General features: G+C 57.4%; 19 protein-coding genes and 1 other annotated feature. Of the genes, 13 read left to right on the plus strand and 6 right to left on the minus strand.

Features of this window, described 5'->3' with window-relative positions; genetic code table 11:
• The first annotated feature begins 109 nt into the window (after positions 1-109).
• The 5 genes from QO008_RS05660 (at position 110) to gltX (ending at position 7,587) form a co-directional block, all read left to right on the plus strand.
• Complete coding sequence (locus QO008_RS05660) at positions 110-514, plus strand: FMN-binding protein (RefSeq protein ID WP_126466107.1); 405 nt, start codon at positions 110-112, stop codon at positions 512-514.
• A 37-nt stretch (positions 515-551) separates the two neighbouring features.
• Complete coding sequence (locus tag QO008_RS05665) at positions 552-2,222, plus strand: proline--tRNA ligase (RefSeq protein ID WP_307385037.1); 1,671 nt, start codon at positions 552-554, stop codon at positions 2,220-2,222.
• 113 nt (positions 2,223-2,335) lie between these two features.
• Positions 2,336-3,883, plus strand: coding sequence for an S-layer homology domain-containing protein (locus QO008_RS05670; RefSeq protein ID WP_307385039.1), 1,548 nt, complete (start codon positions 2,336-2,338; stop codon positions 3,881-3,883).
• A 1,499-nt stretch (positions 3,884-5,382) separates the two neighbouring features.
• The gene (locus tag QO008_RS05675) at positions 5,383-6,102 is read left to right on the plus strand and encodes a PHP domain-containing protein (protein ID WP_126466104.1); all 720 of its coding nucleotides are present in this window, start codon (positions 5,383-5,385) and stop codon (positions 6,100-6,102) included.
• A gap of 9 nt (positions 6,103-6,111) precedes the next feature.
• Positions 6,112-7,587 carry a glutamate--tRNA ligase gene (gltX, locus tag QO008_RS05680; RefSeq protein WP_307385042.1) on the plus strand — a complete coding sequence of 492 codons (1,476 nt, stop codon included), beginning with the start codon at positions 6,112-6,114 and terminating at the stop codon, positions 7,585-7,587.
• Between the two features lie 88 nt (positions 7,588-7,675).
• Here the strand turns inward: gltX and QO008_RS05685 are convergent, their stop codons facing one another.
• The 6 genes from QO008_RS05685 to QO008_RS05710 form a co-directional block, all read right to left on the minus strand.
• On the minus strand, positions 7,676-8,776 hold the full coding sequence (locus tag QO008_RS05685; protein WP_126466102.1) for an AI-2E family transporter: 1,101 nt from the start codon (positions 8,774-8,776) through the stop codon (positions 7,676-7,678).
• A complete protein-coding gene (locus QO008_RS05690) occupies positions 8,763-9,605 on the minus strand; it encodes a hydrolase (protein ID WP_307385043.1) in 843 nt (280 codons plus the stop codon). Before QO008_RS05690 ends, QO008_RS05685 begins: the two co-directional genes overlap by 14 nt.
• Positions 9,606-9,992: 387 nt before the next feature.
• The gene (locus QO008_RS05695; protein ID WP_307385044.1) at positions 9,993-10,799 is read right to left on the minus strand and encodes a MetQ/NlpA family ABC transporter substrate-binding protein; all 807 of its coding nucleotides are present in this window, start codon (positions 10,797-10,799) and stop codon (positions 9,993-9,995) included.
• A gap of 236 nt (positions 10,800-11,035) precedes the next feature.
• The gene (locus QO008_RS05700; RefSeq protein WP_126466100.1) at positions 11,036-11,914 is read right to left on the minus strand and encodes a MetQ/NlpA family ABC transporter substrate-binding protein; all 879 of its coding nucleotides are present in this window, start codon (positions 11,912-11,914) and stop codon (positions 11,036-11,038) included.
• Between the two features lie 25 nt (positions 11,915-11,939).
• Positions 11,940-12,605 carry a methionine ABC transporter permease gene (locus tag QO008_RS05705; protein ID WP_126466099.1) on the minus strand — a complete coding sequence of 222 codons (666 nt, stop codon included), beginning with the start codon at positions 12,603-12,605 and terminating at the stop codon, positions 11,940-11,942.
• On the minus strand, positions 12,605-13,645 hold the full coding sequence (locus tag QO008_RS05710) for a methionine ABC transporter ATP-binding protein (protein WP_307385047.1): 1,041 nt from the start codon (positions 13,643-13,645) through the stop codon (positions 12,605-12,607). The genes QO008_RS05705 and QO008_RS05710 overlap by 1 nt, the downstream gene beginning before the upstream one ends.
• A 72-nt stretch (positions 13,646-13,717) precedes the next feature.
• Positions 13,718-13,951, minus strand: a binding site (T-box leader).
• A gap of 108 nt (positions 13,952-14,059) precedes the next feature.
• Between QO008_RS05710 and murB the strand changes: the two genes are divergently transcribed.
• From murB to pyk, 8 genes are read left to right on the plus strand one after another with little or no spacing between them, the layout of a single operon-like run.
• Positions 14,060-14,941 carry a UDP-N-acetylmuramate dehydrogenase gene (murB, locus tag QO008_RS05715; RefSeq protein ID WP_307385048.1) on the plus strand — a complete coding sequence of 294 codons (882 nt, stop codon included), beginning with the start codon at positions 14,060-14,062 and terminating at the stop codon, positions 14,939-14,941.
• A 3-nt stretch (positions 14,942-14,944) separates the two neighbouring features.
• The gene (gene rapZ / locus QO008_RS05720) at positions 14,945-15,790 is read left to right on the plus strand and encodes an RNase adapter RapZ (protein WP_307385049.1); all 846 of its coding nucleotides are present in this window, start codon (positions 14,945-14,947) and stop codon (positions 15,788-15,790) included.
• Positions 15,783-16,793 (plus strand): gluconeogenesis factor YvcK family protein, encoded by a 1,011-nt coding sequence (locus QO008_RS05725; RefSeq protein WP_307385051.1) that lies wholly within the window; start codon positions 15,783-15,785, stop codon positions 16,791-16,793. The genes rapZ and QO008_RS05725 overlap by 8 nt, the downstream gene beginning before the upstream one ends.
• Positions 16,794-16,821: 28 nt before the next feature.
• On the plus strand, positions 16,822-17,781 hold the full coding sequence (gene whiA / locus QO008_RS05730; protein ID WP_307385053.1) for a DNA-binding protein WhiA: 960 nt from the start codon (positions 16,822-16,824) through the stop codon (positions 17,779-17,781).
• On the plus strand, positions 17,768-18,025 hold the full coding sequence (locus QO008_RS05735) for an HPr family phosphocarrier protein (RefSeq protein ID WP_126466092.1): 258 nt from the start codon (positions 17,768-17,770) through the stop codon (positions 18,023-18,025). The genes whiA and QO008_RS05735 overlap by 14 nt, the downstream gene beginning before the upstream one ends.
• Positions 18,026-18,082: 57 nt before the next feature.
• Positions 18,083-21,514, plus strand: coding sequence for a DNA polymerase III subunit alpha (locus QO008_RS05740; protein WP_126466090.1), 3,432 nt, complete (start codon positions 18,083-18,085; stop codon positions 21,512-21,514).
• A 7-nt stretch (positions 21,515-21,521) separates the two neighbouring features.
• Entirely contained in the window at positions 21,522-22,478 is a 957-nt protein-coding gene (locus QO008_RS05745) for an ATP-dependent 6-phosphofructokinase (RefSeq protein ID WP_126466089.1), read from the plus strand.
• 9 nt (positions 22,479-22,487) lie between these two features.
• Positions 22,488-24,233, plus strand: a complete 1,746-nt coding sequence (pyk, locus tag QO008_RS05750) for a pyruvate kinase (RefSeq protein ID WP_307385056.1) — start codon at positions 22,488-22,490, stop codon at positions 24,231-24,233.
• Positions 24,234-24,282: the final 49 nt, after the last annotated feature.

A 24,282-nucleotide genomic window follows, 5' to 3' on the forward strand; every position in this document is an offset into this window, starting at 1 on the left:
CGAAAGCCCCCTTTTCTTTTTTCGGGAGCATTGATTCCCGCCTGTGTCTCGTATATAATTTAATGAGGTAGATTTTTATTATTTTCACATAGATAAAGGAGCATACGCATTGAAAAAACTCCTACTGGGCTTGTGTGCATGTATCGCCCTGACGGGATGTCAGTCCTCTGTCAGCTACAGTGCAGAGGAGCCCGTCCGCGAGGACAACAAGCCGGCGGTGGTTCGGGATCGCGCCGACGGCAGGCGTCTGTATACGGACGGGATCTACGTCTCCGAAGGACGGGGAATGCAGGGAGATATCCGCGTAGAGGTGCGGGTGCGCGACGGCTATGTGGACGCCGTTCGCGTACTGGAACACGTTGAAAATGTCGGCGTCGTAGAAGACGCCTTTGATCGATTGGAACAGGAAGTATTGGACAAGCAATCCGCCGAAGTCGACGTCGTGAGCGGCGCCACCGAAGCGAGCTACGGCTATTTGGAGGCGGTCAGAAATTGCCTGCGCCAGGCGGAATAAGGGGAACCGTTCGCCATAGGAATAAGAGGGGTTACGTATGAAACTGTCGAAATATTATTTGCCGACGCTCCGCGAAGCGCCGGCGGAAGCCGTCACCAAAGCCCATACGCTGGTGTTGCGAAGCGCCATGGCGAGAAGCGCGGGGGTGGGCGTATTTAGCCTGCTGCCTTTGGGAGAGGAGACGGTATCGCGCCTTGCCGAGGAGCTGGAGGCGAAATTTTTTGCCGAAGGACTGAAGGTATCCGCGGCGTCGTTACAGGACCGCGCGATTTGGGAACAGAGCGGGCGCTGGGCGCGCTACGGATCGGATATGTTTAAGGTCGCCGATCGCTACAACCGCCAGTCCGTCCTCGCCGCCGAATCGGAAGAGGCGTTCCTCGGCCTGGTTTCGGGGGAATTGAAGAGCTATAAGCAGCTGCCGGCATTTTTTTACGAGGAGGAAAAGCGCTTTCAAGACGTCAAAAAACCCAAATACGGCTTTGCCGATGCGCGGGAGCGCCGGGTGCTGGACGGATACAGCTATTTCGCCGATGCCCAAGAGGCGGCGGCATTTTCCGAGGATATGCGCGCGCGTGCCGAAGACTTTCTCGCCGAAGAGGGCGTTCGCTACCATTGCATCGAAACCGACGAGGCGTATTCGTTCTACGCCCTGGCGGAGGGCTACGAAGAGGCCCTCGCCTGGACCGAGAAGGACGCCTATTTTCGCGAGCTGGCGCCGGTGACATATCCCGCACCCGCGGCGCAGGACGCGCAGGAGGCGGAAGAGATCCACACCCCCGGCGCGGCGACGATTCGGGATCTGAGCGAAATGATCGGCATCGAGCCCGCCCGCTGTGCCAAGGCGGTGGACCTTTCGGTGGCGGGAAAACCCGTGTTCGCATTTGTGCCTGGCGATCGCGGCCTCAATATGAAAAAGCTCGCGCGCTATCTCGAAGTGGACGAAGCGGACATCGACATGCTCGACGAAGAGACCATCGAAAAGATGGGATCCTTCCCCGGCTTTACCGGGCCCATCGGCCTTTCCGACGAAGCGCGGATCATCGTCGACCGCTCGTTGACGGGCATCGCCAATCTGGTGGTGGGGGCGAACAAATTCGACCACCACATACAAAACGTAAACTACGGCCGCGATTTCGGCGGCGAGGTGGCCGACGACCTCCTTACGGTCGAAGAAGGCGACGCGACCCCCGGTGGCGAGCCGCTTTCCTTCGGCACGGGCTTTTTGATCGCTACGGTGCGCAAACCCTCTTCGTTCTATGCCCAGGCCATGAACGTGAGCTATATCGACCAAAGCGGCAAAGAAGCGCCCTTTGTCGCCTCGGGCATTTGCTGGGACACTACCGCTCTGTTTGCCGCACTCCTCGAAAACCACAGCGACGAAAAGGGCATCGCCTTTCCCGTGGGGATGGGCGCCTACGACGCGGTGATCACGGTGGTGAACACCAAAAAAGCGGAGCAGAACGAATTGGCCGAGGCCCTCTACGAGAAACTACGGGCGGAAGGCGTGCGCGTGCTCTTGGACGACCGGGCGGAACGCGCCGGCGTGAAATTCAACGACCGCGACCTGATCGGCATTCCGCTCCAGATCAGCGTCGGCAAACGCGCAGCGGAAGACGTGGTGGAATACAAGCGCCGCGGCGGCGAGATGGAAGAGATCGACGCAGAGGCGGCCGTATCGCGTGCGATTTATGTCTGCAAAGAAGCATAAGACGCGTAAGGCTCGATATTATGTCGGGTCTTTTTTTGTGCCCGCCGGCTGTCATCAAGATGTAATCATTGTTACGATTTCCTTTCCGTATAATATAAGTAAGGAGGAATAACATGAGAAAACGCGTATTGGTGCTGCTCACCTTGTTGTTTGTATGTGTATCTGTGGGGGTCTATGCCGTGGAGGACATACAGTCGAGCCTGGTGCAAGGATCCACAGCCGGGCTCAAGGCGGGCGCACCCTATACCATGGAGCTGAAACTCGCGCTGCCCGGCGGGTACCGGAGCACATACAAGAGCTTTACGCTCTCATTTTTAATGGATCGGTCGCTGTCGTACAAGAAATCGAGCGTCACCGCATCCGCCGACAAGAGCGCCTACCGGGTGATGCACTCGTCGACCGAATCGGGACGCGAGATCGTGACGCTGGTGATCGACGATGTGGGCAAGCTGAAGGGACCGGATGTTTCGCTTACGATCGATACAGTGATCAAAAGCGGTGTGAAGGACTTGCCCGCCGCCACCAATACTTATGTAATGAGTACTATAAGTTCTGCGGGCAAGGCGCAGACGGTACAAAAGACCGTAAAGAGCGACGAAAACGCCGCCCCCGCTCCCGCTCCCACGCCGGCCCCCGGCGGCACGGAGTCGGTGGAGCCCGTAATGGTGGGTGAAAATACCTTAAAGGGCAAGGCGGCGCCGGGGACCAAGATCCAGGTCTTTCGGGGCAATACGCGGATCGGGGCGGGCGCTGCCGATTCGAAGGGCAATTTTGCCATCGTCATCAATCCCCAACCGGAAGGCGCCAAGCTCGAGTTTCGCTTTGCGACATCCGGCGGCGAAAAGAAGATCGCGGTCGTCGTCGGCGCGGCAGAAGGCACGGGAGAGACAAGCCCCGCGCACAAGGAGCTGGCGGACTTTCTGCGGGTCTTGGAAGGGGCAAACCGGGACAATCTCGACGAGGTGCAAAAGCTCCAAATCGACGCCGGCATCGCCCGCGCCCGCTACACCCTCGCCAAAAGCGATGTGCCCGATTCGGAACTGAAGGCGGTACTCGGCGATGTAAAGGGTGCCCTCGCCGTGGCGCGGCCCGCCTATGTGACGGGGTACCCGAACAACACCTTCGGCCCCCGAAAGCCCATGACCCGCGGCGAAGTGGCGGCGGTCTTTACCAAGATCTTAAACCACGGCAAGCCCGCAAGCGGCTTTTCGTCTTTCAAAGACGTGGATGAAGGCAAGTGGTACGCCGCTTCGGTGGGCTTTATGGAAAAGCGCGGCATCATCGGCGGTTACAGCGACGGCAGCTTTAAGCCCAACAAATCCATCACCCGGGCGGAATTTGCGAAGATCCTCGCCGGCTACGCGGGCCTTACCCCCGGCGGAAGCGCCCGGTTTTCGGACGTAAAGGGCGGACACTGGGCGGAGGGCTATATCGCCGCCGTCGCCGATCGCGGCTATATGAGCGGACGACGCGAAGGCAAGTTCGACCCCACCGCCGAAATCACCCGCCAAGAAGTGGTGACGGCGATGAACAAGGCGATGCAGCGCACGCCCGATAAGGCCTTTTTGGACACCTACGCCAAAAATCCCTTTAGCGACGTAAAATCAAGTGCCTGGAGCTACTACCAGATCTTAGAAGCCACGGGACAGCCGACGAAATAGACGAAAAGGAAGCCCGAGGGCTTCTTTTTTTGTGGGGAAAATGACTGCTTGCCTGCCACAGAAGGGGGTGGTGTGATAAAAATATTGTCATCCCGAGCGAAGCGGAGTCGGCCGCTCCGTTAGCCAAATCGAAGATTTGGACTGCGCGGCATCTGACCTACGACGAAATCGAAGATTTCTGTTAGGTCATGAATGCATCTCCGTATGCTATTGCAGGTCGAAGGGTTGCGTGGTATCTATTCTGTGTCATATTGCCTGGCACAGAAGGGGCGGTCGTGCGTTTCGGCACGGGCTTCTTTGCTGACGTTATGTAAGGAAAGAGATTCTTCGACTCGGAATAAATTCCTCGCTCAGAATGACAATAGGGGGTGGTTGTGCGTTCCGGCGGGTGCTATTGCGACTCTCTGCCTTGTCATCGTGAGCGGAGTCGGCCGCTCCGTTGGCTATTGCACCCCCAACCCTGTCATCCTGAGCGGAGGGTAGCGGAGTCGGCCGCTACGTTAGCCAAATCGAAGATTTGGACTGCGCGGCATCTGACCTACGACGAAATCGAAGATTTCTGTTAGGTCATGAATGCATCTCCGTAGGCTATTGCGGGTCGAAGGGTTGCGCGGTATCTATTGCGTGTCTTGTTGTTCAAGAAAAGAGTATGTCGTGAGTTTCGGCATTGGTTTCTTTGCAGCCCCCATATAGGGAAAGAGATTCTTCGACTCGGAATAAATTCCTCGCTCAGAATGACAAGGGGGGTGGTTGTGCGTTCCGGCGGGTGCTATTGCGACTCTCTGCCTTGTCATCGTGAGCGGAGTCGGCCGCTACGTTGGCTATTGCACCCCCAACCCTGTCATCCTGAGCGGAGCGAAGCGGAGTCGAAGGATCTCGAGTTGGCTATTGCGGGTTGACTGCTTGCACGGTACTTATTGCGTGTCTTGTTGTTCAAGAAAAGAGTATGTCGTGAGTTTCGGCATCGGCTTCTCCGCGGACTTCACATAGGGAACGAGATTCTTCGACTCGGAATAAATTCCTCGCTCAAATGACAATAGGGGGTGGTTGTGCGTTCCGGCGGGTGCTATTGCGACTCTCTGCCTTGTCATCGTGAGCGGAGTCGGCCGCTACGTTGGCTATTGCACCCCCAACCCTGTCATCCTGAGCGGAGGGTAGCGGAGTCGAAGGATCTCGAGTTGGCTATTGCGGGTTGACTGCTTGCACGGTACTTATTGCGTGTCTTGTTGTTCAAGAAAAGGGGGGTTGTCGTGCGTTTCGGCACGGGCTTCTTTGCTGACGTTATGTAGGGAAAGAGATTCTTCGACTCGGAATAAATTTCTCGCTCAGAATGACAATAGGGGAGTAACGCGTCGACAGGTTGCACGGTGCCTACTGCGTGTCTTGTTGTTCAAGAAAAGGGGGGATGTCGTGCGTTTCGGCATCGGCTTCTTTTTTTCCACGCCTTTCTCCGCATTCGAACGAATGTGCTATAATGGAAAGGATGAAAAGGAGGACTTATGCATTTAGATGTAGATTTGCACACGCATACAATCGCCTCCGGTCACGCATACTCGACCTTGCGGGAAAATATTACCGTAGCAAAAAAGCGCGGGCTGCGCATTTTCGGCACCAGCGATCACTCGAAGGATATGAAGGGCGTGGGCACCAACGCCGCCTTTGCAAACTTTCGGGGGATTCCGCGCTTTATCGAAGGCATACCGGTGCTCTGCGGTGTCGAGGCCAATGTACGGGATGTTTTCGGCAGAATCGATATAGACCTGAACCTCAGGCCGGTGGATTATGCCATCGTCAGTTTGCACAAGCAGTGTATCGCCCCCTCGGATGAAAAGGGCAATACCGACGCGCTGATCAAGGCTTGCACCCACCCGGCGATCAAGATTATCGGCCATCCCGACGACGACCGCTATCCGCTGGATTACGAGCGCTTGTCGGATTTTATCACCGGAAAGAGCCTGTTTTGCGAGGTCAACAATTCTTCGTTAAAACCTCACGGCCCCCGATCGGGCGCCGAGAAGAATTTGGAGACCTTGCTCAAGTTCGGCAAGAAAAAGGGCATGCGCGTGATCGTGGGCAGTGACGCCCATATGGACGTGGACGTAGGAAATTTCGATTTGGCGGAATCGCTTCTGATCCGCATGGACTATCCCGAAGAGTTGATCGTCAACACCTGGGATACCGAAGCGATCCTCGCGGAATTTCCCCTGATGGACAAATAAGGAGGAATCATGAAGGACGTAAGAGTACGGTTTGCGCCGTCTCCCACGGGATATTTGCATATCGGGGGACTCAGAACCGCCGTATACAACTATCTTTACGCCAGACAACACGACGGCAAGTTTTTGCTCCGTATCGAGGATACGGACCGCACCCGCTTTGTGGAAGGGGCGATCGAAAACCTGATCCGCTCGCTCAACTGGTCGGGGATCGAAATCGACGAAGGGGTCGTTTTGCGAGACGGCGAAGTGGCGCAAGTGGGCGATAAGGGGCCCTATATCCAGTCCGAGCGGCTGGAGATCTACCGCAAATACGTGGATCAACTGATCGAATCCGGCCACGCCTACCACTGTTTCTGCAGCAAGGAGCGGTTGGACGCGCTGCGCGAAGAACAAAAGATCAAGGGACAGGTGCCGCGCTACGACGGCCTGTGCCGCTCGATTTCTCCCGAAGAGGCGCAAAAGCGCATCGACGCCGGAGAAGAATACGTCATTCGCCTCAAACTGCCCCACGACCGGGACATCAGTTTTGAAGACGAGGCGCGGGGCACCATTACCATCAATACCAACGAAATGGACGACCAGGTGCTCATGAAGAGCGACGGCTTTCCCACCTATCATCTGGCGGTGGTGGTGGACGACCACTTGATGGGTATCACCCACGTTATCCGCGGGGAAGAGTGGCTGCCTTCTACGCCCAAACACGTCTATCTCTACGAGGCGTTTGGCTGGGAGCCGCCCACCTATATCCACCTGCCGGGCGTTTTGAACAAAGATCACAAAAAGCTCTCCAAGCGCCAAGGCGACGTGTCCGTCGAGGACTTTCGCGGCCACGGCTATTTGCCCGAGGGCCTGGTGAACTACCTGGCGCTGGTGGGCTGGTCCCCCGAGGACAATCAGGAGATCTTTTCGATGGACGAGCTGATCGAGGCCTTCGACACCTCGAGAATCGCCCGCACCGGCGGCGTCTTCGACGTTAAAAAACTCGACTGGGTGAACAGCCACTATATGAAAGAGCTCTCTCGCGAGGAACTGCTCGAGATGGCGCTGCCGTATCTTGCGGAAGCGGGCCTTTTGACCGAAGAAGAGGCGAAGAAAGACCCCGAGCGCTATCTGATCCTGATGGATACCATTCAGGAAGGGCTCGACCGACTGGAGCAAGTGCCCGAAGCCTGCGACTTCCTCTACGGCGAATACAAAGTAGAAGAAGAGGCGGCGCTGGAGCAGCTGAAATCCGAAAGCGCCCCCGCGGTGGTAGACGCGCTGAAAGAGATCCTCAAGGGGATGGACGAAATCACCTTCGAAGACGCGCAGGGCCTGATGAAAAAGGTCCAAAAGGCGAGCGGCGTCAAGGGCAAGAATCTCTATATGCCCGCCCGTGCGGCCATGACGGGAAACGTACACGGCCCGGAACTCAGCAATATCATTTATCTTTTGGGCAAAGACGAAATCCTCGCCCGCCTCGAGAAGGCAAAAGCATATATGTAAGTGAATCCCCTCCTCGCGAGGGGTTTTTTTGCGCGCAAATTCGATTTTCGGCACAAAAAAGATCCCCGGCGCAGGGGATCTTGTGGCTTTAGAGGTCATTCGCATTCGGACTGCCCTCTTCGGGGATGGGGCACTGGGCGCCTTTGTGGTAGCGCTCCGCGCGGATGCCGTGGATGATGATCTTTAAGACCATATAGAGAGGAGAGGCGATCAAGGCGCCGAGGACGCCGAATAGATTGGCGCAGACCATGACGGCGATGATGACGACAAAGGGGTGGATGTCCAGTCGGCTCCCCATAATATTCGGGGTGATGACATTGCCCTCTAGCTGTTGGACGATGGTGCTGACCACGATCACTTTGACCACCATGGCGAAGTCGATGGTAAGCGCCACCAATACCGCCGGCGCCGCCCCCAAGAAGGGCCCGATAAAGGGGATAAAGTTGAAGATCAGGGCGATGGCGGCGAGGGACAATTTATACGGCAGGCCGATGATGGTATAGCCGATAAACATGAGGACGCCGAGAATCCCCGCCACCAAAATCTGGCCCGAGATATAGGTCTCGAGGGTGCGGTGAATCTGCCCCAGGATGTCCATAATGCGGCTGTAGTATTTGCCGCGGGCGAGATAGTGGATGGTAGCGACCGCTTGCTCTTCGTCCTTTAGGAGATAGAACAGCCCCAAGAGGATCAAGAGGATCAGCGATCCGAAGGTGCCGATATTGCTCAGGAGCCCCCCCAATACATTGGGAATGTTGGAGGCGGAGCTCTGCAGCCAGCTCTCGAACTGGGCGATGTAGCGGTTTAGGGGCACGTAGCGGTTGATCTGTTGAAAGATCTCGGTATCGGAGTAGCGAATCAGCGCCTGCATATCGAGATTCGAGACGAAACTCTGCGCCTGGTTGTAGATCATGCTGATGGTGACGGTAAACAGGCCGATGGTGCAGGCGATAAAGAGCAAAAAGGTGAGCACCGCCGAAAGATCGGGGCGTTTGGTTTTTTTGGCGAGCCAATCCCGTACGGGCCGAAAGGCGTAGAACAGGTAGATCGAGAGGATCAAAGGCGTGGCGAGAAAAATAAAAATATCGTAGACGGGCCCCAAGAACTTTTGCGTGATGCTGAAGAGATAGATAATCAACAGCACCAGCGCGATGTTTACCAGGATGCCCGTGGCATTATTTTTCGCCATTGTCTTCGGTCTCTTTGTCCAACAGTTCGAAGGTGCCCGGCGGGAAGACGAGGTCTTGCTGGTATTCGCGTACGTGGAGTTCGCGGGGATCGTTCTTGAAGGAGTGGTCCACGCTCTTGTTGCGGTAGTCTTCCATCATCGCCTTAAACAGCTCGGAATTCGACGGCGGCGTGTAGGTGATGGAGTTTGCGCCGGCGTCGATGGTGGCGCGAATGTGGTCCTCGTTGTCGCCGCCGGTGGCGATAATGGGAAATTCGCTCCCCACCATGCTGCGGACGTACTGCACCAACTCGGCGGTTTTCTTGCCGCCCGAGATATTGAGAATCCGCGCGCCGGCGTTGATCTTTCCGACGAAGTCGTCGTGCTTGGAGACCACGGTGGCGATAATGGGGATGTCCAGCACCGAATACATTTCGGCGATCACTTCGTTTTCCATGGGGGCGTTTACGACCACGCCGTAGGCGCCGAGGAGTTCGGATTCCAGCGCGATGGACACCGAACGCGCCCCGGTGGTGGTGCCGCCGCCGACGCCTGCGAATACGGGGATCGAACAGCCCTGAATGATAGACTGAATGATCGCCAGTTGCGGCGTAAAGGGATAGACGGCGAATACCGCCTGGGCGTTACAGTTTCGGATAATGGCGATGTCCGTGGAAAAAATCAGGGACTTGAGGCGAATGCCCTGAATGCGGATCCCCGAACAGTTGTAGATCGCCGGGGGCATAAGGACCGGTTTTTTCCGGAGCCCCGATTCGATTTCCGGAACGTATTTTTCTTTGATGACTCTGAATTCGCCCTTGGGCAATTTCGATTTTTTCGTGATCGACATAGCATCTCCTACTTTCCTGTGAAATAGTATAAAGTCGCCTATATTATATCACTGCACCGCCGCCTTTTGCACCCGCGGGCAAAGGGAGCGGGAAGTTTTCCGGCGAAGGTCCGCGGGTTTTCTATAAAAAACGCGTGCATTTTCGGTCTATATGGGTATAATTTTTATTATAGAAACAGGGCAAGGACGAGATAGGTATACGATTCTGCGGGAGGTGAAACACATGGAATCGGTGATGTTCGGCGGCGCGTTTTCGACGATTTGGATTCTCGCAAAGCTGGTCTTTATGGTCTTGGTCGTATACTATTTGGCAAAGATCGCCAAAAAATAAGAAGAAATCCTCCCCGCCGCAATGGGCGATGGGGAGGATTTTTGCGTTTTGTAAAATCACTGTCCGGGCCGATAGTTCGGATCGGTGGTGTCCGTTGCATCGGGGATGTCGAGCTTCCAGGCCATCAGCTGGCTCTTTTCGTAGAGGGCGTCGTTCAATTCCGCCACTGCTTCGGTTTGGTAGTAGCCGACGACTTTTTTGTAGAGTGCATTGTCCTCGTCTTCCGCCCGGGCGACGACGTAGTTGATATAGGGCGCGGACTTTTCGTCGGCGGGCTCCATAAAGATCGCGTCGTCTTTGGGAGTAAGCCCCGCGTCGATGGCGAGATTGGTGTTGATCACCGCCGCATCCACATCGGGGAGGGCGCGCGCCACCTGGGTGGCGTCGAGTTCGTCGATGGAGAGGTTCTTGGGGTTTTCGGCGATGTCCGATACGGTGGGCGATACCCCCGCGTCGTCGTTTAAGGCGATCAGCCCCGCGGTCTCGAGCAAGATCAGCGCCCGTCCGCCGTTGGTGGCGTCGTTGGGGATGGCGATCTTTCCGCCTTGGGGCACGTCCGCGAGGTCTTTGACCTTTTGCGAATAGGCGCCGATGGGCGAGAGGAAGGTGCGGCCGATGGGCACGAGATCGGTCCCCTTGTCCTTGTTGTAGGCGTCGAGGAATGCCTTGTGCTGAAAGGCGTTCAGATCGGTGTCGCCGTTTACCAGGGCGTCGTTGGGGGTGTTGTAGTCGGAGAAGGGCACGAGTTTGATCTCGATGCCGTCTTTTTTCGCGAGTTCCGCGGCTTTTTCCCAAAGGCGCTGGTCGTCGCCGACCACGCCCAGGCGCACTTTTGTGCGGAGGACGTGCCGCCTGCGCTGCAACCGGTGAGGAGCAGGGCGGCGACGAGGACGATGGCGGACAGTTTCTTCAAAATATGCATGGTAAGATCCCTTTCTGTGTTGCAATGGTTCCGTGGGGTTCGGCGTTCGCTTTCGTGGTGACGTCCGCGCCCTTCGCACCCGCCCGGAGCATTGCCGGGATCAGGTAGTCGAAAGACGGGACGAGCGCATTCGTTCGTTTGTCGTCATGCTGTCTTCCTCTCTTTTATGCATTGGGGTTATTTGGCTTCGGTCTTTCCGTCTTCGTATTGGGCGAGGTTTTCCAGATCCAGCTTCCAGGCGGCGTATTGGCTGCCCTTATAGAGTTCTTGGAGCAGTTCGTCCACTTCGTCGGTTTGGTAATAGCCGACGACTTTTTTGTAGAGTTCGTTATCCTTGTCTTCCGCCCTTGCCACCACATAGTTGATATAGGGGGCGATGTTTTCGCTCATCTCTTCTACATAGATGGTGTCTTTGCGGGGGTCGAGGCCCGCATCGACGGCCATATTGCCGTTGATGACGGCGGCGTCCACGTCGGGGAGGGAGCGCGCCACTTGGGCGGCGTCGAGTTCTTCGATTTGGATGTTTTTAGGGTTTTCTGCCACATCGCCGATCGCCGGGGTGAGGCCCGCATCGTCTTTGAGTTGGATGACGCCGGCTTGTTCCAGTACCAAGAGGGCGCGGCCGCCGTTGGTGGTGTCGTTGGGGATGGCGACTTTGGCGTTTTCGGCGAGGTCCTTTAAGTCCTTGATCTTTTCGGAATACACACCGATGGGGGAGAGATAGGTCATGCCTATGGGCACGAGGTCGGTGTTTTTGTCCTTGTTATAGGCGTCGAGGAATGCCTTGTGTTGGAAGGCGTTTAAGTCCAGTTCGCCGTTGGCGAGGGCGTCGTTGGGGGTGTTGTAGTCGTTAAAGACCACGATGTCCAAGGTGACGCCGTCTTCTTTGGCGGTCTCTGCCGCCTTTTCCCAAAGGCGTTGGTCGTCGCCGACCACGCCGATCTTTACGGTGTCTTGGGCGCCGCCGTCGGCTTTCTTTTCGCCGCCGGCACAGCCGGTGAGCACCAGGGCTGAAAGCAGGGCGATTGCGGTGATTTTTTTCCATAGATGTTTCATACAAGGTCTCCTTTCAAAGGGATATTTAGTGTTGTATCTTCTTCACCCAGAAGTCGAAGAGCGCCTGGGTGATAAATACCAGAATCAAAATCAGCACCGTAGAGACGATGATGATGTCGTTTTGGAAGCGGTTGTAGCCGCGGGTGATGGCGAGATTGCCGAGGCCCCCCGCGCCCACCGCCCCAGCCATGGCGGTCAGGCCGATCAGGCTGATGACGGTCATGGCGCTGGCGCGCAAGATGGCGGGAAGTCCCTCTTTCATATACACGCCGAAGACGATGTCTAAGGGCGAATCGCCCATGGATTCTGCCGCTTCGATAATGCCGGGGTCCACTTCCGCCAGGGCGTTTTCGATCTGCCGCGCGTAAAAGGGCATACTGCCGAATACCAAAGGTACGATGGCGGCGGTGTTGCCGATGGTGGTGTGTACGATGGCGCGGGTAATGGGCGAGATCAGCGCCAAGAGGATGACGAAGGGGATGGAGCGAAAGATGTTTACGAATTTGTCGAGCACCCAGTAGAGCCGTTTGTTTTCCAGCAGGCCCCCTTCTTTGGTGAGGGTGAGGACAAAGCCCGTAATCATCCCCAATACGCCGGCGATCAGCGAGGTGACCAGCACCATATACAAGGTCGCGCCGGTCTCTACGACGAAGTCGCCCTTCGATGCGATGACATTGGAAAAGAATTCCATTATTCCACCTCCTTATACAATACTCTTAGTTGTACGCCGTGTTCGATCATATAGGCCTTTGCCGCCGATACGCTGTCGGGATCGCCCTCGAAGAGGACCACGAGGTTTCCGAAGGGGATATCCTCCAAAAATTCGATATTGCCCGAGAGGATATTGGTCTTTACGCCGAATTTGGTAAAGACGTCGTTGAGAATCGGCTCGGTGGCGGAGAGGCCGGTGTAGCGCAGGTGAATCAGCTCGCTGTCCGGATCGCTCTGTGCCAAAAGGCCGTGGGTGCGTAGCTTTTCGATGGTCTCGTCCCAGTGGCTTGCGGTGTTTACGAACTGGCGGGTAATGGTCTCTTTCGGATCGGCGAAGATGTTTACCAAAGAGCCCGCCTCGACGACCTTGCCCGATTCCATCACGGCGACCTTATTGCAGATCTCCTTGACCGCCTGCATTTCGTGGGTGATGAGGACGATGGTAAGGCCCATCTCGCGGTTCAGCCGCTTTAAGAGGTGCAGGATCGAGGTGGTGGTACGCGGGTCCAGCGCCGAAGTGGCCTCGTCGCAGAGCAAGATCTTGGGGTCGTTGGCGAGGGCGCGGGCGATGGCGACCCGTTGCTTTTGGCCGCCCGAGAGTTCCCGGGGGTATTGCTCGGCCTTTTCGGCGATGCCGACGAGCGTTAAGAGCTTCATCGCCTTTTCCTTCTTTTCCGCCTCGCCGAGGCCGCTGTTTCTGAGGGGATAGAGGACATTGCCCAGGATGGTGCGGGCGTTCATCAGGTTGAAGTGCTGAAAAATCATACCGATCTTTTTGCGCCGCGCGCGCAACTCCTTGACCGAAAGTTCGGTGAGGTCTTCGCCGGCGACGACGACCTTGCCCGCGCTGGGGGGCTGCAGCAGATTGATGGTGCGTACCAGGGTGGACTTGCCCGCCCCGGAGTAGCCGACGATGCCGAAGACATCGCCCTTTTCCACCCGGAGGGAGACATCGTCCACCGCCGTAAATTGTCGTCCGCCCTTTTCAAATACGACGGAAATATTCTGTAAGTCGATCAAAATATCCTCTCCTTCGATCGGCCGATGCCGATCCGAATCTATTCATAAAAAAAGCCCTCTTCCCGCGATCGGGAAAAGGGCGAAATGTATCGCGTTACCACCTTTTTTTACGGAAACCTCGCGATTTCCGACTCGAAGAGTACCATCATACTCCGGCGCTGTAACAGGCGCACCTGTAAGGACCTCATATCGACCCTTAGAGTCGGGGGCCATATTCCCTCGAAGATCCAAACCGCTTCTCTCACCAAACAAAGCTTCTCTGTAGTCCGATACTTCTCGAGGTACTCTCCCCGTCAAACTCGATGGATCCAGTGTATCAAGGGGCTCGCAAAACTGTCAAGTGTTTTTTAGACATTTCTTGGCATTCCTTTGATACAATAGTACCAACGGTAAAAGTACAGGAGGTAAGAAACGATGCACCGAAAATTTTCGGAGAATATGCGGGAACAGTTCCCCATGAAAGAAGTCACGAGTTTTCAGATCGGCGGCGCCGTGGATTATTTTATCGAGCCCGTCGACGAAGAGGAGCTGTCCGCGGCGATCGGCGCCTTGGAAGAAGAAAAGATCCCCTGGATGGTGATGGGAAAGGGCACCAATATGCTCGTTTCCGATCGGGGAATCCGGGGCGCGGTGGTGCGCTTGGAGAAGAATTTTGAAGAGGTGCGCGTAGAAGGCGATCGAGTGATCGCACAGAGCGGCGCGTCCCTTCGCAAGGTCGCCGAAGCGGCGCGGGATGCGCGTCTTTGTGGCCTGGAATTCGCCCACGGGATTCCCGGTGCGATCGGCGGCGCCATGACGATGAACGCCGGCGCCTATGGCGGCGAGATGAAAGACGTGGTAGAGACGGTGCGCGCCATGGACCGCACGGGGAACGTCCGCGTCTATACCAACGACGAGATGCACTTTCGCTACCGCAACAGCCGGGTCTACGAGGAGGGACTGATTGTCCTCGAGGCGACCTTCCGCCTCGTTCCCGGCGAAAAAGACGGCATCACCGAAAAAATGGAAGAACTGTGGCAGCGCCGGCTCGACAAACAGCCCCTGGAATACCCTTCGGCGGGTAGTACCTTTAAGCGGCCCGAAGGTCATTATGCGGGCCAGTTGATCGATCTCGCGGGGCTCCGGGGGCTTACCCACGGCGGCGCCCAGGTATCCGAAAAACACTGCGGCTTCGTCATCAACCGGGGCGGGGCCACCTGCAAGGACGTGGTGGAGCTGATCCGCACGGTGCAGGAAGCGGTCTATGCCAAACACGGCGTGGAACTGGAGACGGAAGTCAAAGTCTTAGGAGAATAATCCATGAAACTCTTGGTCATCACCGGCCTTTCCGGTGCGGGAAAGTCCCAGGCGCTCAAGGCGGCGGAGGATATGGGCTACTACTGCGTGGACAATCTGCCCCCGGCGCTGTTTCCCAAGTTTATAGAGATGGTGGAAGAGGCGCAGATGCCCCTGGTGGCCCTCGCCCTCGATATACGGAGCGGCCTGTTTTTTAAGGAGCTCGACGTCGCCATCGACACCCTAAACCGCGAGGTGGGCGATGTGACGGTGGTCTATCTCGAGGCGGACAGCCACGTGCTGATCAAGCGATTTAAGGAACTTCGCCGCCCCCACCCCCTGAGTTCCACCTTGGAGCGGGGCATCGAAGAGGAAAAAAAGCGGATGCAGCCCCTTCGGGAGCGCGCCGACCATATTATCGACACCTCGCATCTCACCAATTACAATCTAAAGCTGCGGCTAAAGAGCATTCTGCGCCAAGAACAGGGCACTTTGGGCCTTTCGGTGATCTCTTTCGGCTTTAAACACGGCATTTTGGAAGAGGCGGATCTCGTCTTCGATATGCGCTTTTTGCCGAACCCCTTTTATGTGCCGGCGCTCAAGCCCTTTAGCGGCATGAGCGAAAAGACCGCCGATTACGTATTGGAGCGGCCCGAGGCGCAGGCGTTTTTGGATTGGGTCGAAGGCTATATCGTAAAATTCGGCGACTGTTATGTCAAAGAAGGCAAGGATATGCTCACCATCGGGATCGGCTGTACGGGCGGCTATCACCGCTCCGTCGCCGTGGCCGAGGCGCTGGCGAAGCGTTTTAACGACGCGGGATACTCGGTGGTGGCGGGGCATCGGGATCTGGGGCGCGGCCATGCGTGACCCTCGATTTGTGGTGATCGGCGGCGGCACGGGCATTTCGGTGCTGCTTCGGGGCCTCAAGCGCTTTAGCGAAGAGATCTCCGCCATCGTCACCATGGCCGACGACGGCGGCTCCAGCGGCATGCTGCGCCGCGAATACGGCATGCTCCCGCCGGGGGATGTGCGCAACTGCCTGGTGGCGCTCGCCAATGCCGAGCCTTCCTTAAAAAACCTGCTCCAGTACCGCTTTGTCGACGGCGAACTGGAAGGGCAGAATATGGGAAACCTCATCATCGCCGCCTTATCGAATATGTACGGCGGCTTTGCCGAAGGGGTGCGCGAAGCGGCGGAGGTCCTGCGCATTACGGGGAAGGTCCTCCCCGTGACCACCGAAAACATCGCCCTATCGGGGCGGATGTCCGACGGCGCTACTGTCGAAGGCGAATCCAAGATCCCCGCCTACGGCGTGCGCGCCGGCGCATCGGTGGAGGAGATTCGCCTCATTCCCCGCAATCCCCGCGCCAACCCCGACTGCATCGAGGCCATCCTTAGGGCGGATATTCTGGTGCTCGGGCCCGGGAGTCTGTATACCTCTTTGATTCCCAATATTTTGGTACCCGAAATCGCCCGCGCCCTCGAAAAGAGCGAGGCGCCCTTGATCTATGTGGCCAATATTATGCAGCAGCGGGGCGAAACCCGGGGCATGCGCCTTACGGATCACCTGACGGCCCTCGCCCGCCACGGCCTTACGCGGCCGGTGGACATCGTGCTCGTAAACGACGAAGCCCCCGATCCCGCCCTTATCGCCCGCTACAAGGACGAGGAGGACGTGGACCCGGTGCCGGTGGAAGAGGCGGAGCTTGAAGGGCTTGCCGAAGCGGGGATCGTCGTCGAACGAGGCGATTTCCTCGACGAGTCTTTGGGCTATGTGCGCCACAACGGTCTTTTGGTCGCCCAGCGCCTGTTGGCGGTGGCGGATCGATGCCATGAAAACCGTTGCGTAGGCAGGAAATCTGGACTATAATGGAACTCGGGAAAGGATCGAGGACGAAGTGAGTTTTTCGAAAGACGTAAAAAATGAATTGGCGCGCGTTCCCATGCACGATATGGAAATCGTCGAGGCGGAACTCGCCGCTTACATTCGCACCTGCGGCGTAATTTCTTTGACGAAAGACCTGAATATCGGGCTTTCCTTCGTCACCGAAAACGCGCCCGTCGCCCGACGCATCGTATCCGTCTTAAAGCGGGTGACCGACAGCGGGGTCGAGGTAATGCAGTCGAAGAATCTGCAGCTGAAGAGAAACAAGCACTATAAAATTCGCGTCGAAGACCTCGGCTCGGTCCAGGCCTTACTTATGGATAGCGATTTCCTCAGACAGGACAATGTCTTCCAGATGAACTACACTTTGGACGCGAAATTTTTAAGAAGCGCCGATGCGATCCGCGCCTATATTCGCGGCTGTTTCTTGGGGGCGGGTTCGATTACCGCACCCACCAAGCGCTACCATCTGGAGTTTATTACCCACGACCGCACGCACGGCGCGGATCTGTGCAAGTGGTTGAACCGAGTACAACTCGGCGCAAAGGGCATATATAGAAAAGACGACTATATCGTCTATATCAAGGAAGCGGAAAAAATTTCCGATTTGCTCGCCTTTATGGGCGCGAGCCGATCCGTACTGGAATTCGAATCCGCGCGGGTCGTAAAAGACGTGCGCAATTCGGTAAATCGACTGGTCAACTGCGAGACGGCCAATCTCACCAAGACGGTGGATGCCAGCGCGCGGCAGGTCGAAGACATCGAACTGATCGAAAGGATCTACGGCATGGATCGATTGAAAGAAGATGTGCGCCGCGTCGCGGAGCTTCGGTTGTCCCATCCTCAGGCGAGCCTGAAGGAGCTGGGCGCCATGATGCAACCGGCGATGTCGAGAAGCGGCGTCAATCATCGATTTAAGAAGATTCGCGCCTTGGCGGAAAAGCTGAGAGGAGTGTCAAGTGAAAGAGTCTAAGGTTACATTACAAAACGAAGAGGGTTTACACGCAAGGGCTGCGGCGCTGTTTGTGCGTAAAGCGAACCAATTTGCCTCGGAAATCACCATCCTCCGAAACGGCGAAGAAGTCAACGGCAAGAGCATTATCGGGATTATGAGCCTGGGGGTCTTCTCGGGACAGGAGATCGTGCTCCGCGCCGACGGCGCCGACGAGGACGAGGCTGTCGAGGGACTGGTCGCCTTCGTCAAAGAAGAACTGTAAACGCATTCCAAAGAGTTGCCGCAAGACAACTCTTTTTTTGTTTAGAGGGGAAACAGTATGAAACCGTTCGTACACTTGCATTTGCACTCGGAGTACTCGCTGTTGGACGGCTTTACCAAGCTCGACGAGCTCTGCCGCCACACCAAAGAACTGGGAATGGACGCCGTGGCGCTCACCGATCACGGAAATATGTTCGGCATGGTCGCCTTCTACAAGGCGGCGAAGGCGGCGGGCATAAAGCCCATATTGGGCTGCGAGGTCTATGTTACCCGAAAGGACAAGACCGTGACCGACAAGGACAACCGCCGTTTTCACCTGATTCTGTTGGCGGAAAACCGCACCGGCTACGAGAACTTAATGTCTTTGGTATCGATCGGCTATGTGGAGGGTTTTTACTACAAACCCCGGGTGGATATGGACGATCTCAGGAGAAAGAGCGAGGGCATTATCTGCACCAGCGCCTGCCTGGGCGGGGAAGTGCAGTACGAGCTCTTGCAGGGCAACGAAGCCGCCGCCGAGGAAGCGGCGCGCCGCTACGAGGAGATCTTCGGCGAAGGGAATTTCTTTTTGGAGCTTCAGGACCACGGCATGCGGGAGCAAAAAGAAGTGAATTTGAAGCTGCTGGCGCTCTCCGAAAAGACGGGGATTCCCCTGATCGCCACCAACGACTGCCACTACTTACACAAAGAAGATGCCGACGCCCACGACGCCCTGCTCTGCGTGCAGACGGGTTCGATCCTTGCAGACGGCGATCGCATGCGCTTTCCCACCGACGAGTTCTACGTCAAGAGCCCCGAGGAAATGGCGGCGCTGTTCGATTACGCCCCCGAGGCGCTTCAAAATACGGTGCGAATCGCCGAGCGCTGCAATGTGGAGATGGAGTTTCACAATCTCCACCTGCCCCACTTCGAGTTGCCCGCGGGCTACACCAATACGGGGTATCTGCGCGAACTGGTGGAAAAGGGACTGCGTGCGCGCTACGGCACCATAGACGACACGATACGAAAGCGCGTGGAATTCGAGCTTTCGACCATCGAGTCGATGGGGTATACGGACTATTTTTTGATCGTATGGGATTTTATTCGCTTTGCCCGCTCCCAAGGCATAGAGGTGGGGCCGGGCCGAGGGTCCGCGGCGGGGAGCGTGGTTTCGTATGCGCTCGAGATTATCGACGTGGATCCGCTGAAGTTCGGCCTGCTCTTTGAGCGCTTTTTGAATCCCGAGCGGGTGAGCATGCCCGATATCGACGTGGACTTCTGCTACGAACGGCGCGAGGAGGTCATCGACTACGTCATCGAAAAATACGGGGCGGACCACGTGGCGCAGATCGTCACCTTCGGTACCCTGGGCGCCCGCGCCGCCATCCGCGACGTGGGCCGGGTGATGGATCTGCCCTACGGGCGGGTGGACTATGTGGCGAAGCAGGTGCCCAACGAGCTGAACATCACCTTAAAGCGGGCGCTCGAGATTTCGCCCTCTTTGAAGAAATCTTACGACGAGGACGAAGAGACCCACAAGCTCCTGGACCTCGCGCTTCGCTTAGAGGGCGTGCCCCGGCATACCTCCACCCACGCCGCCGGGGTGGTGATCAGCGAAAACCCCATTACCGACTATGTGCCCCTAACGCGAAACGGCGACATTATCTCGACCCAATTCAATATGATCGAGCTCGAAGAATTGGGCCTGCTCAAGATGGACTTTTTGGGGCTGCGGACCCTCACCGTCATTCGCGACGCCCTCGCCTTTATTCGAAGAGACGAGGGAATCGAGGTGGATTTCGACGCCATCGACTACGACGACCCCGCGGTCCTCGCCCTGTTTCAGCGGGCGCAGACCCTGGGGGTGTTCCAGTTCGAAAGCGGCGGGATGCGCGCCTTTTTGAAGGAACTGAAGCCCACGAAATTTGCGGATCTCGCGGCGGCGAACGCGCTGTTTCGGCCGGGCCCCATGAACCAGATCCCCAAGTTTATCGAATCCAAGCACGATCCCTCGAAGATCAGCTACATTCACCCTTCCCTGGAAGAGATCTTGCGCGAGACCTACGGCTGTATCGTGTACCAGGAACAGGTGATGGAGATCGTGCGAAAGATCGGCGGCTATTCGCTGGGGCAGGCGGATTTGGTGCGCCGCGCCATGAGCAAAAAAAAGATGGTTGTTATGGAACAGGAACGGCAGAATTTTATCTACGGCAGCCTCGACGACGACGGCAATGTGGCGGTGGACGGCGCGATCCGAAACGGGGTGGACGATGCGAGCGCAAACGCGATCTACGATTTGATGATCGACTTTGCGAACTACGCCTTTAACAAATCGCACTCGGTCGCCTACGCGGTGATCGCCTTTCGCACCGCCTGGCTCAAGACATATTATCCCGCGGCCTTTATGGCGGCGCAGATCACCTCGTTTATGTCCGACACCGACCACGTGCGGATGTATATCGAGGAATGTAAGGCGCTGGGGATCGAGATTTTGCCGCCGAATATCAACGAAAGTTACCTGAAGTTCAATGTGGAAGACGGCGCCATACGCTTCGGCCTAAAGGCGGTAAAAAACGTGGGGGCAAACTTTGTGCGCGCCATCGAAACGGCGCGAGAAGATGGGCCCTTTACCTCGATGACTGATTTTATTCGCCGGGTGGAAAAGGCGGCGCCGGGCGCTATGAACAAGCGCTCTATGGAGTCGTTGATCAAGGCGGGCGCCTTCGACGTCTTGGGCGGCAACCGGCCCCAGTACCTCGCGGTCTATGACCGGTATATGGATCACATTCAGGGCGAGGCGAAGCGGAACATTCCCGGCCAGGTGAGCCTGTTCGGGACGGCGGTGCCTTTGGAAGAGAGCCTGCCCAAGCTCAAGGACTTCGACCGCAAGCAGAAACTCGAGTACGAGCGCGAGGTGATGGGGATCTACGTTTCGGGCCACCCGCTGGAGTCCTATACAGAAAGCCTCAAGGTACAGGGAAACACTGATACCGCGCGCATTCGCGAGCGCCTCGAGACACAGGATACGATCTACGGCGTGCGACTGGGCGGCATGCTCCGGGAGACGCGGACCATGGTGACGAAGAAAAACACCATGATGGCCTTCGGCGTGCTGGAAGATTTGTACGGCACCATCGAACTGGTGATATTCCCGCGTACCTACGCCGCCATGGGCCGAGGCGTTTTCGAAGAAGGCAAGCTCCTATTGGTGTCGGGCCGCGTCGAGGGAAGCGATGTGGAAGAGGGCAAGATCCTCGTCGAAGACATTCGCCCTCTCGTGGATCTCGACGATCGGGAAAAGCTCTATATTCGCCTAAAGGATGCGCGCGATCAGAAAGCGGTGGAGGGGATTTTGGAGAAATATTCCGGCTCTCTCCCCGTGGTGCTCTACTTCACCGAGGAGAAAAAGGCGATCGGCCTGCCCGAGAATCTGGCGGTGCGCGTGGACGACGGACTGATCGAGGCGCTAAAGGGGTATATAGATCCCGAAAAGGACCTGATCAGAAAGTGAGGAAGATATGCGGATCGGAATTTTGACCAGCGGCGGCGACGCCCCGGGCATGAACGCGGCGATACGCGCCGTGGTGCGGGGGGCGCGCTACGAGGACATGGAGGTCGTGGGGATCCACAACGGGTTCGACGGCATCTTACACAGGGAGACCGAGGAAATGGACCTTTCGTCGGTGGCCGACATCATCCACCGGGGCGGCACCGTCCTCGGCACCGGGCGCTCCGAGGCGATGATGACGGAAGAAGGCCAAGAACAGGCGCGGGAGAACCTCAAGGCGATGGGGATCGATCACTTGATCGTGATCGGCGGCAATGGCTCCATGGCGGGGGCGCTCGCCCTTTCCAAGCGCGGGCAGTCCGCGGTGTGTATTCCCGCCACCATCGACAACGACCTGGGCTACCAACAGGCGAGCATCGGATTTTATACCGCCATCGAGACGATCACCGATGCCATCGGAAAGATTCGGGACACCTCCAGTTCCCACCGGCGGGCGAATATCGTCGAAGTGATGGGCAGAAAATGCGGCGACCTCGCCCTATGCGCCGGCATCGCGGGCGGCGCGGAAAGTATTTTGGTGCCCGAACTCCCCATGGATGTGGCGCGCATCAAAAACAAGGTGCTCTCCGGCAAGGCGCGAGGCAAGCGGCACCACATTATCCTCGTGACCGAAGGCTTAATCTCGCCCTATGCGCTGGCGGAGGATGTGGAGGCTTCTACCGGCGTAGAAACCCGGGTCACGGTGCTTGGCTATCTGCAGCGCGGCGGTTCGCCTTCGGTGGCCGACCGCATCAACGCATCGCGCCTGGGGACGGCGGCGGTACGCGCCTGTGCCGATGGGCCCGTGTCGATCGCATTGGGTATGAAGAAAGGGGACGTACTCTCTATGGACCTCGCAGAGGCCCTGGAGATCGAAAAGACATTCGACCGCGCGCTCTACGACACATTGGATAAGATTTCCATTTAGGAGGATTCCATGAAAAAGACGAAGATCGTCGCCACCATCGGGCCGGCATCGGCGGACGAGGAGACCCTCGCCGCGCTGATGGGAGAAGGGGTAGACGTCTGTCGCCTCAATTTTTCCCACGGAGACCACGCAAGCCATAAACAGACCATCGACGCCATTAAGCGGGTGCGGGAGGCATTGGAGCTGCCCGTCGCCATTATGCTCGACACCAAGGGACCGGAGATCCGCACCGGCACTTTCTCGGGGGGCGGGGTTACCCTTTCGGCGGGAGATGCCTTCAGCCTATACGCCGAGGAGAGAGAAGGCGACGGGGAAGGGGTGTCGATTACATACCCCTCCCTCTGGAAGGACGTGGAGATCGGCCAGCCCATCCTGATCGACGACGGGCTGATCGAACTGCGCACCGTCGCCGTCGAAGAAGGCGTGATCCGCACCGAGGTCGTAAACGGAGGCGAGGTAAGCGACCACAAGGGCATCAATGTGCCCGGCGCTCGCGTCCGGCTGCCGGCGCTTACCGATAAGGACCGGGCGGACATCCTCTTCGGCATTCGAGAAGGGGTCGACTTTATCGCCGCCTCCTTTATCCGCAAAAAAGAGGACCTCTTTGTCATCCGCGAGATCTTGGAACGGAGCGGCGGCGAGGACATTAAGATCATCGCCAAGATCGAAAACCGCCAGGGGATCGAAAACATCGACGAGATCGTAAACCTCGCCGACGGTATTATGGTCGCCCGGGGCGATATGGGCGTCGAGATCGAGACCGAGTACGTGCCCATCGTACAAAAGCGGCTGATCGAAAAATCCATCGCCGAGGGGATTCCCGTCATCACCGCCACCCAAATGCTCGACTCCATGATCCGCAACCCCCGACCCACCCGGGCGGAGGTCAACGACGTCGCCAACGCTATTATCGACGGCACCAGCGCGGTGATGCTCTCGGGCGAGACCGCAAGCGGCAAGTATCCCCTGGCGGCGGTGCGCACCATGGCGAAGATCTGCCGGGTGACCGAGGGGTCGCTGGACTACGACGCCATCTTGAAGAAGGGCGAAAAGTTCAGCTACACCACCACCAATGTGGTGGTCCACAATGCCGTAGAAATGGCGGAAAAGCTCTCGGCCGATGCCATCGTCATCGCCACCGCCACCGGCTACAGTTCGAGAAACCTCTCCAAATTTCGCCCCCGCACCCGGGTCATCGCCGTCACCGAAGACCCGCGCGTATTGCGGCAGATGGGCCTGCAGTGGGGCGTAGAAGGCGTACTCGGCGACAATCGCGGCGAGCATATCTTCGACGACACCGCCAAGGTCGCCAAAAATGCCGGCCGGATCGAAGACGGCGACTTGATTATCATCGTGGCGGGCATTCCCCAAGGCGTGGCGGGAAGCACCAATGTCCTCAAGGTGCACCAAGTCACGACGACGCTGCACAAGGGCATGGGTCTGGGCGGCGGCGTGCACACCGCGCGGGCGCGGATCGTCGCGGGTTCCCAGGACTATGTGCGCGACTTCTCCGACGGCGATATTCTCGTGATTCAAAGCTACCACAAGGATCTCGCCCCGTATCTGCAGCGGGCGGGCGGTCTGGTTTCGGAAGAAGAGGGGCTCACCTCGCCCTCGGCGATCGCGGGGCTGGGACTCGAAAAAACCACGGTCATCGGCGCCAAGGGGATTACCGGCGGCCTAAAACCCGGCAGTATGATCACCGTCAACGGCGATACCGGCGAGATCTTCTTGGGCAATGTAAAGGCGAGATAAAGGATTTTTGCGAGAAAGGGACGCGCGCCCTTGTGGACCGCTCCGAAAG

Source organism: Aedoeadaptatus ivorii, assembly GCF_030815095.1.
In the GTDB taxonomy this organism is placed as follows: Bacteria; Bacillota; Clostridia; order Tissierellales; family Peptoniphilaceae; genus Aedoeadaptatus; species Aedoeadaptatus ivorii.